The sequence below is a fragment of the Halanaerobium hydrogeniformans genome, from assembly GCF_000166415.1.
In the GTDB taxonomy this organism is placed as follows: domain Bacteria; phylum Bacillota; class Halanaerobiia; order Halanaerobiales; family Halanaerobiaceae; genus Halanaerobium; species Halanaerobium hydrogeniformans.
On sequence record NC_014654.1, the window covers coordinates 467,202 to 484,814 of the forward strand.

Annotated in this window: 13 protein-coding genes and 1 pseudogene; all 14 read left to right on the plus strand. The window is 38.0% G+C overall.

Translation table 11 applies throughout. The features are described from left to right. Nucleotides 1-3: 3 nt before the first annotated feature. Nucleotides 4-462 carry a CBS domain-containing protein gene (locus tag HALSA_RS02090; RefSeq protein ID WP_013404990.1) on the plus strand — a complete coding sequence of 153 codons (459 nt, stop codon included), beginning with the start codon at nt 4-6 and terminating at the stop codon, nt 460-462. A 91-nt stretch (nt 463-553) separates the two neighbouring features. Beyond that, nucleotides 554-1,843 (plus strand): cation:proton antiporter, encoded by a 1,290-nt coding sequence (locus tag HALSA_RS02095; RefSeq protein ID WP_013404991.1) that lies wholly within the window; start codon nt 554-556, stop codon nt 1,841-1,843. A gap of 97 nt (nt 1,844-1,940) precedes the next feature. Then, nucleotides 1,941-2,981, plus strand: a complete 1,041-nt coding sequence (gene mreB, locus HALSA_RS02100; protein ID WP_013404992.1) for a rod shape-determining protein — start codon at nt 1,941-1,943, stop codon at nt 2,979-2,981. Nucleotides 2,982-3,005: 24 nt separating this feature from the next. Further along, a complete protein-coding gene (locus HALSA_RS02105) occupies nt 3,006-4,985 on the plus strand; it encodes a SpoIVB peptidase S55 domain-containing protein (RefSeq protein ID WP_013404993.1) in 1,980 nt (659 codons plus the stop codon). A gap of 39 nt (nt 4,986-5,024) precedes the next feature. Continuing rightward, the gene (locus tag HALSA_RS02110) at nt 5,025-9,464 is read left to right on the plus strand and encodes a translocation/assembly module TamB domain-containing protein (protein ID WP_013404994.1); all 4,440 of its coding nucleotides are present in this window, start codon (nt 5,025-5,027) and stop codon (nt 9,462-9,464) included. Nucleotides 9,465-9,510: 46 nt separating this feature from the next. Further along, complete coding sequence (locus HALSA_RS02115) at nt 9,511-11,217, plus strand: BamA/OMP85 family outer membrane protein (RefSeq protein WP_013404995.1); 1,707 nt, start codon at nt 9,511-9,513, stop codon at nt 11,215-11,217. A 57-nt stretch (nt 11,218-11,274) separates the two neighbouring features. Next, complete coding sequence (locus tag HALSA_RS02120) at nt 11,275-11,730, plus strand: OmpH/Skp family outer membrane protein (protein WP_013404996.1); 456 nt, start codon at nt 11,275-11,277, stop codon at nt 11,728-11,730. Between the two features lie 40 nt (nt 11,731-11,770). Further along, the gene (locus tag HALSA_RS02125; RefSeq protein WP_013404997.1) at nt 11,771-12,658 is read left to right on the plus strand and encodes a coiled-coil domain-containing protein; all 888 of its coding nucleotides are present in this window, start codon (nt 11,771-11,773) and stop codon (nt 12,656-12,658) included. Between the two features lie 20 nt (nt 12,659-12,678). Then, nucleotides 12,679-13,017 carry a hypothetical protein gene (locus HALSA_RS02130; protein WP_013404998.1) on the plus strand — a complete coding sequence of 113 codons (339 nt, stop codon included), beginning with the start codon at nt 12,679-12,681 and terminating at the stop codon, nt 13,015-13,017. A gap of 18 nt (nt 13,018-13,035) precedes the next feature. Continuing rightward, nucleotides 13,036-14,100: a UDP-3-O-(3-hydroxymyristoyl)glucosamine N-acyltransferase gene (lpxD, locus tag HALSA_RS02135; protein ID WP_013404999.1), complete on the plus strand. Its 1,065-nt coding sequence runs from the start codon at nt 13,036-13,038 to the stop codon at nt 14,098-14,100. A 141-nt stretch (nt 14,101-14,241) separates the two neighbouring features. After that, nucleotides 14,242-15,311, plus strand: a pseudogene (locus tag HALSA_RS02140) (IS30 family transposase). Between the two features lie 148 nt (nt 15,312-15,459). Beyond that, a complete protein-coding gene (gene lpxC, locus HALSA_RS02145) occupies nt 15,460-16,326 on the plus strand; it encodes a UDP-3-O-acyl-N-acetylglucosamine deacetylase (protein ID WP_041595753.1) in 867 nt (288 codons plus the stop codon). Nucleotide 16,327: 1 nt separating this feature from the next. After that, nucleotides 16,328-16,777 carry a 3-hydroxyacyl-ACP dehydratase FabZ gene (gene fabZ, locus HALSA_RS02150; protein WP_013405001.1) on the plus strand — a complete coding sequence of 150 codons (450 nt, stop codon included), beginning with the start codon at nt 16,328-16,330 and terminating at the stop codon, nt 16,775-16,777. A gap of 9 nt (nt 16,778-16,786) precedes the next feature. Next, entirely contained in the window at nt 16,787-17,611 is an 825-nt protein-coding gene (gene lpxA, locus HALSA_RS02155) for an acyl-ACP--UDP-N-acetylglucosamine O-acyltransferase (RefSeq protein WP_013405002.1), read from the plus strand. Nucleotides 17,612-17,613 lie beyond the last annotated feature (2 nt).

Below are 17,613 nucleotides of genomic sequence, written 5' to 3' on the forward strand. Positions count from 1 at the left end.
AGATTGAGCAGGGTTAGAAAATATATGATCAGAACCATGAATTCTGTTTCACCTGATGACAGTATAGACAAAGTCATAAAAATAATGTATAAATCAGAGCTGTCAGTACTACCGGTGGTTGACCATCAGAACATCTTTATAGGCACCATTTACAGCAATAACATTTTAAAGAATATTATCCCCGAAAGTTTTGGTTTTATAGATAGTTCCAGACTTTTTTATGAGGTCAATGAAGCTGTAGAAAACCTTAAATATGTTAAAGACGAAAAGGTTGAAAAATATATGTCCAAAAACAGGGATGCTGTTAGAGAATCGAGTAATATGAAAAAAATAGCGGAAATGATGCTTGAGAACAAGGAATCTCTGCTCTTTGTGGTCAATGATAAGGGGTATTTAAGGGGTTTTATCGAACGATCTCAGCTGCTCCACTATCTGCTTGATGAAGCAAGTAAGGATGAGTAGCAAAAAAATAATAATTATTTTCAGAATTGCTGACTAAAAAGCATAATTTTAATCTTTTTTTAAGATTCATAGTATATAATGAGGTGTGAAAATGGAAAATATAATAGTAAGCTCTTCTGAACTCTATCAACTTGAACAATGGTTACAGTTAAATGATCTTCAGACAAGGGCAATATATCTGCTGGCATTCTTTTTACTTTTATCACTACTGGCGGTTGTTATATCAAAAAAATACAGTTTACCAATTGTGGTTGGGTATGTTTTATTTGGTATATTAATTTCACCGGATATTCTAGGGCTTCTACCATTTTTAGAAAGTGAGTTTCATCACTGGTATGAGTTTTTAGTTTTTAACCTGGATTATATAACCCAGATAGCTCTGGCCTTTATCGTTTTTACCATCGGAAGCGAATTATCGATTCGAACCTTTAAACGACTTGGTAAAAACATTTATTTAATTGCGTTATTTGAGGCCCTGGCCGCGGTAATCTTTACCGCTCTGGCAGTTTATCTGATCGGAGTTCCAGCTTATGCAGCAGTCCTGCTTGGAGCAATAGCAGCAGCTTCGGCACCTGCTTCAACTGTAATGGTGCTTAAAGAATACAATGCAGAAGGACCTTTAAGTTCTACCCTAATGGCCGTTGTTGGTTTAGATAATACCTTAGCTTTGATTATCTTTGGACTTTTAAGTCCACTTTCTATACTGATGATCGAGGGTGGAGGAGCATTTTTATCGATAGATGTTTTGCTAGTTCCGTTTTTAAATATTATTGCTGCTGTAGTACTTGGTCTGGGAATAGGTTATGCTGCCCAGCATTATATTAGCTATGTAGATGATAAAACAAAAAAGGTTATCAGTATCATCACAGCAGTTGTTTTGAGTTCAGCTTTAAGCCTCTTTTTTGGGCTTTCTTCTTTGATTACCAACCTGGCGGTCGGTTTTTCGATCCGTAATTTTGCCGAAAAAAATCTCCAGATATCTGAGTATCTTGATACTCTTACAATTCCATTATATGCGATGTTCTTTATTTTCGCAGGTGCAGAAATTCGTTTCAGTCAAATGGCATCTTCTACCTTTATCTATACTGCTTTAGTTTTCCTTACTGTCAGAATTATTGCCAAAGTTGGCGGAGCATTTATTGCAGGCAGGATTTCAGATGCTCACATAAATGTTAAAAAATATATTGGAATGGGATTGATACCCCAGGGAGGGGTAGCAATAGCACTTGCATTTTCGGTACAGAAACAGTTTTCCCAGGTTCCCGAAACAGCTTTGTTGATTTTTAATTTAATCATTTTAACAGCTGCCATAACAGAAATTTTTGGTCCGCTTCTAACCAAAGAAGCTCTTATTCGTTCTGGAGAAGCAGAACATGATTAGCAGGAATTCGCTCTTTTTTAGAGAAATTAAATACAATAGACATCTAAATAAATCTAAGATAATTTTAAGCAATTTATAGTAGTGAAAGGGGTAATATATGTTTACAAAACTTTTGAATAAATTTAGCAAAAAAATTGCGATCGATCTCGGAACAGCTACAGTAATTATATATGAACAAAACAAAGGAATAGTACTTCAGGAACCTTCTTTTGTTGCTATTAACACTAATAGTAATAGTGTTATTGCAGTAGGAGAAGAAGCAAGAAGAATGTTAGGAAGAACACCAGATCATATTAAAGTGGTTAGACCATTAAAAGATGGTGTTATAGCAAATTTTGAAGTGGCAGAATTAATGTTGAAAAGTTTTTTGAAAAAAGTCGGGGTAAAAAGCCGTTTTATAAAGCCGCTGATCATGGTTTGTATCCCGGTTGGTGTTACAGGAGTTGAAAGTAGGGCAGTGCTGGAAGCTGCACTTCAGGTTGGGGCCAGACAGGCCTTTTTGATCGAAGAGCCAATTGCTGCAGCAATCGGATCCGGGCTGCAGATCGAAAAAGCAGAAGGCAATATGATAATCGATATTGGAGGAGGAACAACAGAGATTGCAGTTTTATCACTGGGAGGAATAGTTACCGGAGAATCGATCAGGGTAGGTGGAGATAAATTTAATGAAGCTTTAGTTCGTTTTGTTAGAGAACACTACAACCTGGTGATCGGTGAATCTACCGCTGAGGAGATAAAGATCAATATCGGAACCGCAAATCCAGAGCTTGAACTAAGTTATGAAGTTAAGGGAAGAGATCTGATGACCGGTTTACCAAGACATATAGAGATCACCAGTGCAGAAACCCAGAAAGCTTTTAAAGAACTGCTCGATAATATTGCCCATGCTGCAAGAAGGGTTTTAGAGAAAACACCCCCGGAACTTTCTGGTGATATAGTTGAAAAGGGAATAATATTAACAGGTGGGGGAGCACTTTTAAAAGGGATAGATAAATTTATTTCAGCTAACACAGAAGTTAGTGCTTTTGTAACAGATGACCCCCTTATCTGTGTTGCAGAAGGAACAGGCCATGCATTATCGGAACTTGATAATATATCCAATGTTTTAAGTACGGGAGAGAAAGGAAGTTCTTCTTAAATTTATCTGGAGAGGAATGATAATTTGAAAAATAAAAAAGTTTTATTTGTATTTTTGTTGACCATTATAATGATTTTAAGCCTATCGCTGGCCATTTCGGCAGCTGAAAATATAATGCCTTTAGAAGATATAGAGGCAGGTATGAGCGGTTATGGGAGAACGGTTTTTAGGGGGACGGAGATAGAGGAGTTTCCGGTCGAGATTATAAGTGTCACCAGAAACAGGAATTTTGACCACAATTTAATCCTGATTAAGGTAAGCGGAGACAAAATTGAAGCTGCCGGTGGAGTTGCTTCCGGGATGAGTGGTAGTCCAATCTATGTTGATGATAAATTGATCGGTGCTATAGGTTATGGCTGGAATTTTAGTGACCACCGCTATGGTCTGGTAACTCCAATCGAGAGAATGCTGGATCTTTTAGAAGACAAAGAATTGGATGAAGATGAATTTTTCGATGAAGAATTTGAAGGTGAGGTTGAAGATCAATTTGAAGATGAGATAGAAAGTGAATCACTTTCTTTAAGTGAAAATCTGGCCAGAACAAATACTCCATTGATGGTCAGTGGAATGAGCGGTAGGGCCCTAAAAAGATTAGAAGAAGATATGGAAGAATTAGATTTAGAGGTTGTTGTAAGCCCTGGTGTTATGGAAGAAGAAGAGGACCTTGGTGATCTACAGGCAGGAGATGCGGTAGCGGTTCAGCTTGTAAGAGGAGATATTAATGTAGGCTCAACTGGTACGGTCAGCTATGTTGATGATAATCAAATTATAGCATTTGCTCATCAGTTTACAAATCGAGGTGAGGTAAATTATCTTTTAAGCAGGGCTTTTGTGCATGAGATCATTCCAAGTCTACAGGCACCTTTTAAGATGAGCTCTCCCTATCAGACTTTAATCGGCTCAATTACCCAGGATAGAAATGCTGGTATTGCCGGTCAGGTAGGACAATTCCCCCGGATAATTCCCCTCTATGTTTCAATTTCAGAGGATGGGGTCGAGAAAAAAGAAGTTAGTTTACAGATCATAAATGATGAAACTCTTTTTCCAGGACTAGCCAATAGTGCTGCCCTGCAGTCTATCGATGCAGCACTGGACAGAATCGGTTCCGGAACTGCGCGTTCTAGATTAAAAGTAATGGGAAGAGGTCTGCCCGGCTTACAGGTAGAGTCAACTGATATGTATTACAGCCGGAATGATATTGCGATGGTTTCTCTGAATGATTTTGCAGGACTTATTAATTTAATTACTACAAATCCATTTAAAGAAATTAATTTAATAGATGTTAGATTAGAGATTGATATAGATAAATCAGATAGTGTTGCTTTGATTCAGGAAGCTGAGGTTTTAAATGACGAAATATATCCAGGTGATGAGCTTGAGGTAGAGGTAACCCTGCACCGTTATCGAGATGGGACCGAAACAAAAATTGTCAAACTACAGCTGCCGGATGATGTTGAGCCAGGACTGGCCACACTTTTTGTAGATGGAGGCTTTACTGGAGAAACTGCCAGGCTCGAAGACAGCAATCAGCTGCAGAGCAGCTCAAATGGAAGGGCAGAAATTTCTGGCCACACAAGTTTTGAGTCGATGCTGCAGAGCTATCTTGATAGCCCGGATAACAATGATTTAATCTTACAGCTTTATCCAGCTTTTTCCCGCTCAGAATATCTAGAAAGCAGTGATCAAGCACCTGGTGAAGCTGAAGAGATAGATGAGGAAGAGATTCCTGAACCGGAGCGTGAACCTGAAAATGATGAGGAAGTCGAAAAACCTCAAGAAATCAGTGAGGAAGATGAAATTAAACAAAGGTATCCAACCGACTATGTACTGGAAGGAAGCCTTAATTTAGATATAGAAATTCTGGCGCTTGATGAGGATACAGAAACAGATGATTCAGAGATAACTGTTGAAGAGGAAACTGAGGTAGAAGTTGAGGACGAAATTTCTCCAGAAAACGAAGAAGATAATGATCTAGAAGATGAAGAAACTGAAGGCGATAACTAGCCGAAAAGGAAGGGTATCCTGATTAGTGGAGGTTTTTAAATGGATAAGCAAATTAAATATCTAATTGGTGTTCTGATATTCTTGATTCTTGCTGCTTATGTACTAAGCTTATTATCAGGCCTTCCAAGATTTTTTGAAGATGACATTATTGCCCTGCTGGAAAGAGAAATCGGGGGCGATATTGCCTTTGAATCCATTTCACTATGGCCTCTCAACAGAATAAATATTGAAGAATTTGAGTACAGTGATGAACTTGGTAATTCCTTTAGGGCCGAAGAGTTTGAGCTTGATTATAGTTTTAACTTCAGGGCTGATAATGGTTTTATCGGGATAGAATTTATCGGCTTAAAAAATGCTGTTATAGAGATCGAAGAACTTGATATTGAGCTGCCCGGTGCTGGCCCGGATCTTGAGGAAACAACCGAAGAAGAACTGGAAAAAGAGTTGGCAGATAGGGCAGCAGAACTAGAGTTGCCGGCATTTTTGGCCAATTTTGATCTAAATATAGAAGATTCAGTGCTGTATTCACGTCTGGAAGATTATAGTTTTAGATTAGATTCTTTAAATTTAGGTTTAAGAGCAAGGTCTGTTAAAGATTTTGATTTTAACTTCAGTTCTGAAGTTGAGATATCCCAAATTCTACTACCTGATGGTCAGTATTTAAGTGATTTCAATTTAGATAAATTGGAGCTCAACTTAAAGCAATCAGAGCAGCAGACAGATTTATATTTAAATACTTCTAAAATAGATTTAGCTAGTTTGGGACAGCTGCTTGAGGTAGAAAGCTATAATTTAGCTGAGTTCACACTTGATCTGGATGAAATTGAGGGTCTGGCAGCTTTTAAAGGGCAGATCAATTTTGGTGAAGGTAAAATCGAAAGTTATCAGGCAGAAATCGGGCTGGAGAATATTAAGCTACCAGCTAATTATCAATTTGAAAACGAAGCAGGTCAACAGCGAGAAGAGTTTGAGTTCAGTCTGGCTGAAGGAGATTTGTTGATAGATGGCCCCGAATTGAGGGCTGCCTTTGCTAAGAGTTTGATCGATATCGATAACAATATTATAGAGCTTGCATTTAAATACAGTGTAGATGGTGATTTTGAAATTCAAGCTGCAGCTGATGCCTTAAGACTTGACTATGAATTTTTAGAAGAATATCTCAGCTCAGGAATCTTCGATTTCAAACTATTTGCTGAAGGTGAGGATGATAACTTTAAAAAGGGTAGTCTGGAACTTAGTGCTCAAAATCTGTCAACAGCACTTGATTTTGAAATCGAGCAGAGCAGCTTTGAGTTGAGACTTTTAGATGAAGATATTTTTCTTGATAGAGGAGAATTAAATTTCGCTGATGGTGGAGAGCTTAATCTGAAAGGAAACTATAATTATCAGAACAATAACTATCTTTTAAATGCAGAAGCTACCGAACTTAAATTAAATCAACAGCTGCAGAACTTAATTGAAGAGTTTGAATTAGATAATCCTACTTTAGATCTACTGCTGGCAAATGAAGCTAAAGAGCTTGATTTTTTAATAGATACTGCCGGTATTTATACAGGGGATAGAGACCTTTCATCTACCGGAGAGTTAAGCCTTGACCTCAGATTGTCTGAAGACAGAGAGTTTTCTTTTCTTTCTTCTTTCTGGTATTATGAAGAAATTTTAAATTTAAGCAGCTTTAAAATGGAATCAGACCATGGCAGGTTAGATTTAAGTGGAGAAATCAATTTTGCCGATCAGAGCCTTGATTTAAGTTATGCTGGCCGGGATATTGATCCAACTTTGATCGCCAGTTTAAATGGTTTTGAAGAAGAATTTTTAGCAGATTTGAATACAGTGTTTGACCATCTTGAGGGTTCTGTTAGCAGCAGTTTTAATAATCCAAGGGCTACTTTAACCGCTGAGATGTCTCATCTCAGTTATCAGAATTATAATTTAGAAAATTTAACTTTAAGAGCTGTTTATGAAGAGCACAATCTGGATCTGCAGAGATTTTCAGCTGATTTAAATCAGGGAGAACTACTGGGTTCAGGTAGAATTGATAACCTGAATCGGCCTTCAGAAGCAGAGCTTGCTTTAAACTTTAACACAGATAATTTTTATTATAATGATATTTCTGAGATAATTAATAGAGAACTACCCTTAAATGGAGCTGTAAACATCGAAGTTGCTCTAGGTGGTACCCTCTTTGATCCAGATATTAATCTTCATCTGGAAGCAGATAATACTATATTTCTTTCTGCAGGCCAGGAATTTGAATTTTCAACTTTAAATGCCAGACTGTCTAGAGAAAATTCTCGTTTTGAACTGGAAGAATTACGAGCGGTTCACCAGGATCTGGAGTTCAATGCTGCTGGCAGCTATGATCAGCAGGATGGTTTTGAAATCGACTATCAGCTTCAAAACTTTGAGCTTAGTCAGTACTTAGGGGAGTTTATTCCTCGTTCTGATACTTTAAGTGGGATTGTAGATCTTGAAGGAGAATTAAGGGGCGATATCTTCGCACCTCAATTAGATTTTAATATTATCTCTAATTCTTTAAGTTATCAAAATTTAGAGATAGAATTTTTAGAAAACAGCTTTAGCTACCTGGTTTTAGAAGATCGTTTAATCCTTGAGCAATTTGATTTCATGGTTGATCAGGGTAGCTATGATCTCAGTGGAGAACTGTCAGAGCTTAGAACTGTACAGCGAGCTGATTTAGAATTAGCAATTAAAGAGGTTCCGCTAAAAAATACTGTAGAAAAATTTGCTAATTTTTACCCATTAGCAGAAGATATGATCCTAAATGGTCGGGCTGAAATAAGTGGAGAAGGAAGAGATGTTGCAGCTCAACTTGATATCAGTGGGAACTTTATGGAACATCAGAATTCTAGTTTTGAAATCAGTGGTAAAGCAGGTAGAGAATTAGATATAGATTTTAGTTCATCTGATATCCCGATAGATTTTGTCTACAGGCAGTTCGATTACAATTTGAGTTTGATCAGTAATTTTGCCTGTGAGGGTAGTATCAGCGGTAGTATAGATGCTCCACTGCTTGAGCTTGAACACAGTTTAACAGAGATCACCCTTAATGAGATCGCAATAGAATCTTTAGAAGGTGAATTTACCTTTGAAGACGGTAACTTTATTTCTGTTCAGGAAAGAATAGAGTTTCAACAGGGTGGTAATCTTGAACTTGAAGGCAGTTATTCGATTTTAGAAGATCAGCTTGATCTTGATTCTGAGATCAATTCACTACCTATAGCCTTTTTGCTGTCCTTTTTCTCTGAAGATATGACAGCTGATGGGCAGATAGATGGTAATGTTAGTGTTACTGGTAGTATAGAAGAAGCTATTTTAGGTGGAGAACTAAGGATCGCCGGTCGTTCACTAGAGCTCGGCTTATCCCATCCGATCAGAGATTTTAAGGGGGTAATCGAACTAAGCCGTTCTAATATTATTGTACAGAGACTGGATGGTTTGTTTGCAGATGGTAATTTTGATGTCAGTGGAAATATAGATCTTTTTGCTGAAGAAAATGCCTGGAACCTGGATTTAAAAGGAGAAAGACTCTACTTTTTAAGGGGTTCTGTTGATGGAGAGTTCAATCTCGATGGTAAATTTACTGGGGCCCTGCTTGATCCGGTTTTAACAGGTGACTTAGAAGCCTATAATATGAAAATTGGTATACCATTTGAATGGCCTGAACCACAGTTTGATGAAGATGATTTTGTGCCTAGAGTTGATATAGATATAGTACCTTTAGATGAAGTAAGGGTTCGTAACCCTAATATGAATGTTCTCGTTGAAAGTGGCAGTTTAAATATTAATTTTGACAATACAAGAGAAGATGTGCTGGAAATGGAAGGCCGCTTACGCAGTAACCAGGGGGTATTTAATTATTATAATTCTCGTTTTACCCTGGTTAATGGTCAGGCCATCTTTACCCCGGTTGATGAGGATAATATACCATCTCTAAGAGTTAATGCGGTTACCTATGCCGGTGGTAGGGAGATAAATATCAATTTAACAGGACCGGCAGATGATATGCGGATAACCCTGACTTCTACTCCTGAGATGACTGAAGAAGAAATACTTCACCTGCTGACAACAAGAGGTGCTTTGGGTACAGCGATTTTAGGTGATGAAGAAGTAGGGATAGAAAGTATCATTTTGCAGGAACTGACCAGATTATTAAATGTTTTTTTCCAGGAAGATGTGATCAGTAAAATAGAAAGTGGTTTTCAGAGGGCATTAGACCTCGACAGATTAGAGATTGATGCTTTTCAGTATGGATTAGAAAGAGAATTTGCAATTTATCTTGGTAAAGATCTTAGTGATAAGCTTTATCTAGAATATGCAAGCTTTTTTGCTGAGGGTGAAGAGAGAGAAGGAGAACTTTCCTTCCAGTATCGTTTAACAGATATAACATCTCTTAAAGGAAGCTATTTTGGAGATGATGAATATCAAATTAGTATAGAAACAGAGTTTGGATTTTAATGATCAAAAGTTTAACAAATAAAGATATAATTTTAGGAGGAGTATAATGAAAGTAAAATTTCTGTCGATAAAGACAATTTTAATCTTGAGCTTAATCTTATTTGCCTTTGTAACAGTTTCTGCCTCTGCCCAGCAGATACCGATCGATGAGATTACAAGAATTTCGGTTGAGGGCAATGAACATATAAGCGAATCTGAGATTTTAGATCAGGTTGAAACAGAGGTTGGCGAACAGACTGATCAGGATGCTTTGAGAGCCGATATGCAGGCTGTGTATGATCTCGGCTATTTTGCAGATGTAAATATAGTTTTTGAAAATTATGAGGATGGACTCCATGTTATCTTTGAAGTAGTGGAAAATCCGATAATAAACGAGATAAATATCAGTGGTTATGAAGAAATCTACAGTGAAGAACGGGTTTTAGAGATCCTGGATATTGAAATAGATAAGGTTTTAAATGCCAGAAAGATGAACGAAAATCTGAGAAGTCTTCAGGAAAAAATTCAGGATGACGGCTATATTTTAGCCCGTTATACAGATGTCAGCGTTTCTGAAGAGGGAGTACTCAATATTGAGATCAATCCAGGTTATCTGGTTGGAATAGAGATCGAGGGTAATGACAAAACCCAGGATAAGGTTATTTTAAGAGAAATGCCCATTTCAGAGGGTGATGTTGTTAATATCAGAAATATTCAGCAGGGTTATCAGAACCTGGTAAGACTGCAGTATTTCGAAAATATCAGCCCGGAATTAGAAAGGGTAGATCCTGATGAAAACACGGCTAAACTTGTTATCTCACTTGATGAAGCTCAAACTGGAAGACTTAATTTCGGTGGAGGTTATAGTTCCAAAGATGGCTGGCTTGGTTTCGTTGATGTAAGTGAAGAAAACCTCTTTGGTAGAGGTCAGCGCATTGCTGCTAAATGGCAGTTTGGTGATACAACAACCTATTCACTTAACTTTAATGAGCCATATCTCTGGGATACAAATTATTCCTTCGGTTTCAGTCTTTATGATACAACAACCGAGAGAACAAATATCGATGATGAAAGATATGAGGAATCAAAACGTGGTGGTAGTGTTACCCTGGGTCGTCCCCTGCCCCGCAACTGGAGAACCTCACTCAGATACAGACTGGAAGACTCGGATATTGAGTGGCTGGATGATGTTGATGATGATGATACATCAACAAGTCTGCGCTCATTGACCTTAGGTTTTAATAGAAATACTGCTGACAGCACCTTCCATCCCCGCAGTGGTTCTCACAATAACTTTAATATAGAACATGCCGGAGATTTTATCGGTGGAGATGTGGACTTTACCAAATTTAATATAGACAGCAGAAAGTACTTGCCTGGTTTCAGTGACCATGCGATTGCTTTAAGAGCAAAGGCGGGGATTACCTATCCAAGAACCGACCTACCACGTTCAGAACAGTATAATCTAGGTGGGTCAGACACCCTGCGCGGTTATGAACGCAGTGACTTCGATTTTAGGGATAAAGATAACAATAATCTCTTGCTCTTTAATGTAGAATACCGGATTCCATTTAATGAAAGTTTTAGTGGAGTATTATTTACAGATGCCGGTAATGTCTGGGATGAAAGAGGAAAGATCTCGATCAGCGATCTTAATTATGGTTATGGACTTGGGGCCAGGATGAACACTCCTGTAGGCCAGTTAAGACTTGATTATGGTTGGAATGAAGATGGCGATGGTCAGCTGCACTTCAGTATTGGCAGTACATTTTAATAGAGGATTAAAAAAGCATAGAAAAAATAGAGAATACAGTTGATCTGGAGGCAAATAATGATGAATTGGAAAAATAGCAAATTTCAAATAGCAGTTCTTTTGCTGTTATTGGCCATCCTGGCAGCTCTTTTAGCGCTGGGCATCTTCAGTGATGATCAAAGTGTTGATAGTGTAGCCTATGTTAACCTGGAACGGATATTTGAAAAACATCCGGCCAGGCTGGCAGCAGAAAATACCTTAAATCAAAAAGCCGCTGAATACCAGCAGGAGATCGAAACTCAATATGCTGATGCCGGTGGTAGTGAGCAAAAAGAGATTATTAGAAAACACCAGGCACAGCTTCAGGAGCTGGAAGCAGAACTTTTAGATGGAGTAATTGCTGAATTATTGACGGTAATAGAAGAAACCGCAGCAGAAAAGAATGTTAAATTTGTTCTGGAAGAAGAATATATACTCTATGGAGGCTATAATTTAACCGAAAGTGTTTTAGAGAAAATAGAGGCTAAGTGGTAAGCCATAATTAAGAAATTCAAAACAAGGGGAGGTGCCAGCAGTGGAAGGTCCTGATGAACATCAAATATCTATTAAATTTTTGTCAGCTTTGATCATGGGTCTGCTGTTTGCATTTCTGCTTGTTTATGTTTTTATACCTCATCCTAGAGAATATTATCCTGCCTATGAAGTGGAGAGAGAAAATATCGCTTCAGCCGGTGAGGTTCAGGTGCTCGAAAAAGATTTGGAAGCTCTGCTGGCAGAGCAGGAACAGGAACATCAGCGTTTCCGGGAAGATTTTAGAAATAGGAGCCTTCAGCTTATGGAGTCTGCAAAAGAAAGCTCTCTGGCAGTAATAACCAGCCGTGGTCTGGAAAGAATGGATGGTTTAAGAGAAGAAATGCTAAGAGATTTAGATCAGCTGCAGGCTGAGCTTGAAGCCAGAGAAAGCAGCTTGATGAGGGAAAAAAGACGGGAACTCGAAGCAAATTTAAGTTCAGAGCTGCAGGCAATGAGGCGGGAGATTAGAGAAAAATATTCCGATTATAATCAGCGGCAGATAAAAAATAATTATCTGCGGATCTTAAATCTGCGTCTGGCCATTGATAAGGTTGCAGAAAGTGATTCAGAAAGAAGGCCTCATCAGGAAGAACTTGAACAGGTTTTAGCAGAACAGCAAGAGCTGATGTCAGAACGAAGTCAACAGGAAAACATGGATATTTCTGCCCGAACCCAGACCCTGATATTAGAGTTCAACCAGGAATACTATTCTTTCAGGCAGGAAATTAGAGATGAGCACAATGAAATACTGGCCGAGGAAGAAGAGGAAATGCTGGCCGAATTAGAAAGGATCAGAGCAGAAATCAGGGCTGAGATGGAGAGGGAAAGAGAAGATAAGGCAGCTAGAATTGAAGCATTGATCGAAGAAAGTCTGGAAAAATATTATTGATCTGGAGGCTTTGACCTAAGATGGAATATTACCGTAAAGCTGCAGCAGTGCTGATAGTTGTGCTGGCATTAATACTGCCTTTTGTTTTAAAACAAGCACAAATAACGGCTGTTGTGGATTTAGATCAGTTAACTGCAGAAAGCAGCTATATAAATAATTTAAAAGAGAATGTGGAGGCTAATCCCCGGCCAAATGCTGAACTTGAGGCAGAGATCATGCAGCTTCTTAAAGAAACTACAGCAGAGCTGGCCGCAAAAGAAAATTATCAAACAGTAGTTTTAAAACATCCTATCTACAAAGGTGGAGAAGATATCACAGAGACTGTTATCAGGGAAATAGATAACAATAATGGTTTTTAAGCAGGGAGGCAGATTTAATTGCAGACAGAAAAAGAAAAAGATTCTAAAATAAAGGCTGCTGTACTGGCTGAGTATACCGATTCTGAGCTGAAGGGAGATCCCGAACTTTTAATCGATTCTGCTCGGGGGATCAATGAAAGCAAGAAGTTTTCTGCAACCTTTGCTGACAGCAGAGAATTTTTATCTAAAGCCTTAAACTCAGCAGCTTCTTTAATAATTACCAAAAAAGGACTTTTAGATGAGCTGGAATTAGAAAGTTTTGAAAAAACATTTTTGCTGAGCGATAACCCGCGTCGGGTTTTTGCCCAGACAGCCCAACTTTTAACAGACAGACCCTATTTTACAGCTAATATCTCGGCTGAGGCTGTTATAGCAGATTCGGCAGAACTTGGTAAAAATCTATCGATCCATCCCGGGGTTATTATCTCCGAAAATGCAGAAATTGGTGATAATACGATTTTAGCTCCAGGGGTGATTATCGGACCTGATGTAAAGATCGGAAACGACTGCCTTTTCCATCCCGGTGTCATAATCGAGCGGGAAAGTGAGATCGCCGATCAGGTGATAATCCAGTCAGGGGCGGTTATAGGCTCAGATGGTTTTGGTTATGCAAGTGATAAAAGGGGTCATCACAAAATACCCCAGCAGGGAAATGTAGTTATCGAATCTGAGGTAGAAATAGGAGCCAATACTACAATCGACAGGGGTGCCAGTGGTTCAACGGTGATCAAAAAAGGTGCCAAGCTGGATAATCTGGTCATGATAGCTCACAATGTAGAGGTCGGTGAGCAATCCATGTTGGTCGGTCAGGTGGGAATTGCAGGCAGCACAACCTTAGAAAAAAGGGTAACCCTTGGTGGTCAGGCAGGTGTGGTTGGTCATATCAATCTGGCCGAAAATACTACCGGTGCTGCTAGAGCGATGATCACCTCTAAAACCAATCAGGGAGATTTTATCTCAGGTGCACCGGCCCATGATCATAAAGATGCTTTAAAAGAACAGGCATATCTGCGCCGTCTGCCCAAATATATTAAGAAAATTAAGCAGCTTGAAAAGAGAATAGCCGAGCTGGAAGACAAATAACAAATATTTTTAATTTTAGCTATTCTGCCTATTTTTTGAATTGTATAATTAAATGCACGCGGTGATTAGATAAAAAATAGACACATACCTGTACCTTTTGTATAATGTTAATAGCGACAAAAACATTAGGAGGTACAGAATATGTGTCAAAGTAATTGTAACACAAAACGAAGCAAAGGAAAACACCTGAATTTTGATGATCGCAAATTAATTAAACATTTATATAATGTCCAAGAAAAAAATTATACTGAAATAGGCGAAGAATTAAACTGCCATAGAACAACAATCAGTCGAGAAATAAAAAAGGTGAGGTAGAACTTGATAATGGTGATGGAACAACCAGAAAAGAATATGTACCAGAGATAGCACAGAAAGTATATGAATTTAATAATTCGAATAAAGGCCCTGATTTAAAAATCGATAAAAATAAAGAGTTAGCAGAATTTATAGAAGAAAAAATCAAGGAATTAAGATCTCCTGCAGCAGTGGCAAAAGACATTGAAGAATCAGATAAATTTGAAATTCAATTACACTGGAAAACAATCTATAATTACATAGATAAAGGTGTTTTGAATATAGACAGAAGCGATCTCCCACATGGTAATTATAAAACTGGGAAAGACAGACCAAAAGAAAGTGAAAGCACTACGAGGCGTAAGGAAGGTCGTACAATTAGAGATAGGCCTGAAGGAGCTGATACCAGGGAGGAATTTGGGCATTGGGAGATGGACTTAGTAGAAGGGTTAAAACAAAAAGATGAACCTGCCTTACTAGTGCTGACAGAAAGACAAACTAGGCAGGAAATCATAGAAAAAATACCAAACAAAAAAGCAAAGTCAGTGGTAAAAGGACTTGATCGTATAGAAAGACGATTTGGGGTTGTTAATTTTAGGGAAACATTTAAATCGATTACTACAGACAACGGTTCAGAATTTGCAGATTATGAAGGTATAGAACAATCATATACAGGTAGCAGTATACCTAGAACTAGTTTGTATTATTGTGATGCATACTGTAGCTGGCAAAGGGGATCAAATGAAGTAGCTAATAAGTTTATCAGAAGATTTTTACCTAAAGGCACAAGTTTTAAAGGTATTAAGAGAAAACTGATAAAAAAGATTCAGGATTTTATAAATACTTATCCTAGAAAAATGTTTAACTATGAAAACTCAGATAAATTATTTAAAGAGAAATTAAGCTTTAGTGTCTAGAAGTAATGAAGGTACAGGTGATTTTAAGAAAGATTAAAAAAGCGTGCATTGCATGTTGCAATTCACCATTCTGCCTATTTTTGCTTTTTGCTTGAATTCTTGAGTTAATAAATATATAATATACTATTGAAAGGCTTTAAGCGAGAGGATGAAAGAGTTGTTTATAAAAAAAGGCAGGCAGCAGACACTTAATAAAGAAATTAAGTTAAAAGGTATAGCACTTCATACAGGTGAAGAAGCAGAGATAACGATCAAATCTGCAGCTTCTGACAGGGGAATAGTTTTATTCAGAGCTGACCTGGAGTCGAAAGAACTGATAAAAGCTCGACCGGAATCGGTTGTTAACCTAAAGCGGAACACAAGTATCGGCAGCAGGGAAAATAAAAAAGCAAATATAAGCACCATCGAACATCTTATGGCAGCACTCTGGGGAGCCGGGATTGATAATGCAGAGATTGCAGTATCTGGTCCCGAAATACCGGTTATCGATGGTAGTGCTTACCCCTATTATCGAAAGATAAAAGAAGTGGGAATCAAAAAACAGGAGCAAAAACGAAGCTATTATGTAGTGGAGAAAACACTTTCTGTACGTGATAATTCAGCTTCGATCAGCATTTCACCCTATACAGGCTTTAAGATTTCTTATACACTTGATTATGACCATCCTGTAGTTGGGAAGAGTTTTTTCGAATTTGATGTTTCAAAAGATGATTTTGCAGCAGAAATTGCACAGGCTCGGACCTTTGGTTTTGCAGAAGAGATAGAAAAACTGCATCAACAGGGGCTGGCCCTTGGTGGAAGTTTAGATAATGCTGTTTTAATAGATAAAGAGGGAACAGTTAATCCACTCAGATTTGAAAATGAATTTGTCAGACATAAAATTCTTGATGTTATTGGTGATATGGCCTTAAACGGCAGAATAATGGGTCATATTAAAGCAGTAAAGTCAGGTCACAAATTACATGTCGAACTGGCTAAAAAAATAAGGGAAAATATGATTGAGGAGGAAAATTAATTTGAGTGAGTTAAATGATATAATTGATATTAATACAATAAGGTCGATTCTACCTCACCGCTATCCTTTGCTTCTGGTAGATAAGATTGAAGAGATGACAAAGGGCGAGTCAATACTGGGGATAAAGAATGTTACGATAAATGAGGAATTTTTTCTGGGTCACTACCCGGAGCGTCCCATCATGCCTGGAGTTTTAATAATCGAGGCGATGGCCCAGGTAGCAGGTATCTTGATCTATTATAGTTTTGATGATATGGAAGATAAGCTGCCCATTTTTACAAGTATAGATAAAGCTAAATTTAGAAATCCAGTTGTACCTGGAGATCAATTGAATATAAAGGTAGAAATAGTAAGACTTAGAAAAAGAATATCGAAGGTTAAAGCAGCAGCTTATGTTGATGATCAAATTGCTGCAGAAGCCCAGATGATGTTCACATTTGAGGACAAATAGGGAAGGGGAATGATCGTTTTGGCAGCAGAAAAGAAAAAGGGAAAAGTGCTTCATATGAATCAAAACATTCATGAAACAGCAATTGTGGCTGATGGAGCCAAACTAGCGAAAGATGTAAAAATAGGACCTTATTCTATTATCGGCGAAAATGTTGAAATAGGAGAAGGTTCAGTTATTGGACCCCATGTAGTTATTAAAGGCTGGACTACAATCGGGAAAAATAATGAGATATCACATGGGGCTTCAATTGGTTTTGAACCTCAAGATTTAAAATTCAATGGAGAAAAGACTTATCTATTTATTGGTGATAATAATATTATCAGAGAATATGTAACAATTCACCGGGGGACCGCTGATGGCGGAGCGGAGACAAGAATTGGTAACGATAATTTAATCATGGCCTACTGTCATGTAGCACATGACTGTCATCTTGGCTCTAATATAGTGATGTCAAATGGCACAAATCTAGCAGGACATGTAACAATAGAAGATAGTGCGGTTGTATCCGGAATGACCGGAATCCACCAGTTCGTTAGGGTTGGTAAGATGAGTATGGTAGGTGCCCATTCTAAGGTAGTTAAAGATGTACCACCATATATTCTGGTAGATGGCCATCCAGCTGGAGTCAATGGGATCAATGTAGTTGGCTTAAGAAGGAATGGTATTTCTCCAGAGCTGAGAAAAGAAATCAAAAGAGCCTATAAGATCCTCTATAGATCTAAATTAAATATTGCTGATGCAATAGAAAAAATGGATCAGGAACTTGATGCAAGTCAAGAGATAGAACATTTTCTGCGCTTTTTAAGAAATGCAAGCCGCGGAATTTGCAGGTAGGT

What these genes read in the sequence shown, in the direction of transcription:
- HALSA_RS02095 (WP_013404991.1), top strand. Translation starts at nt 554, where the DNA reads ATGGAAAATATAATAGTAAGCTCTTCTGAACTCTATCAACTTGAACAA.
- mreB (WP_013404992.1), top strand. Translation starts at nt 1,941, where the DNA reads ATGTTTACAAAACTTTTGAATAAATTTAGCAAAAAAATTGCGATCGAT.
- HALSA_RS02110 (WP_013404994.1), top strand. Translation starts at nt 5,025, where the DNA reads ATGGATAAGCAAATTAAATATCTAATTGGTGTTCTGATATTCTTGATT.
- HALSA_RS02115 (WP_013404995.1), top strand. Translation starts at nt 9,511, where the DNA reads ATGAAAGTAAAATTTCTGTCGATAAAGACAATTTTAATCTTGAGCTTA.
- HALSA_RS02120 (WP_013404996.1), top strand. Translation starts at nt 11,275, where the DNA reads ATGATGAATTGGAAAAATAGCAAATTTCAAATAGCAGTTCTTTTGCTG.
- HALSA_RS02130 (WP_013404998.1), top strand. Translation starts at nt 12,679, where the DNA reads ATGGAATATTACCGTAAAGCTGCAGCAGTGCTGATAGTTGTGCTGGCA.
- lpxC (WP_041595753.1), top strand. Translation starts at nt 15,460, where the DNA reads ATGAAAGAGTTGTTTATAAAAAAAGGCAGGCAGCAGACACTTAATAAA.
- lpxA (WP_013405002.1), top strand. Translation starts at nt 16,787, where the DNA reads ATGATCGTTTTGGCAGCAGAAAAGAAAAAGGGAAAAGTGCTTCATATG.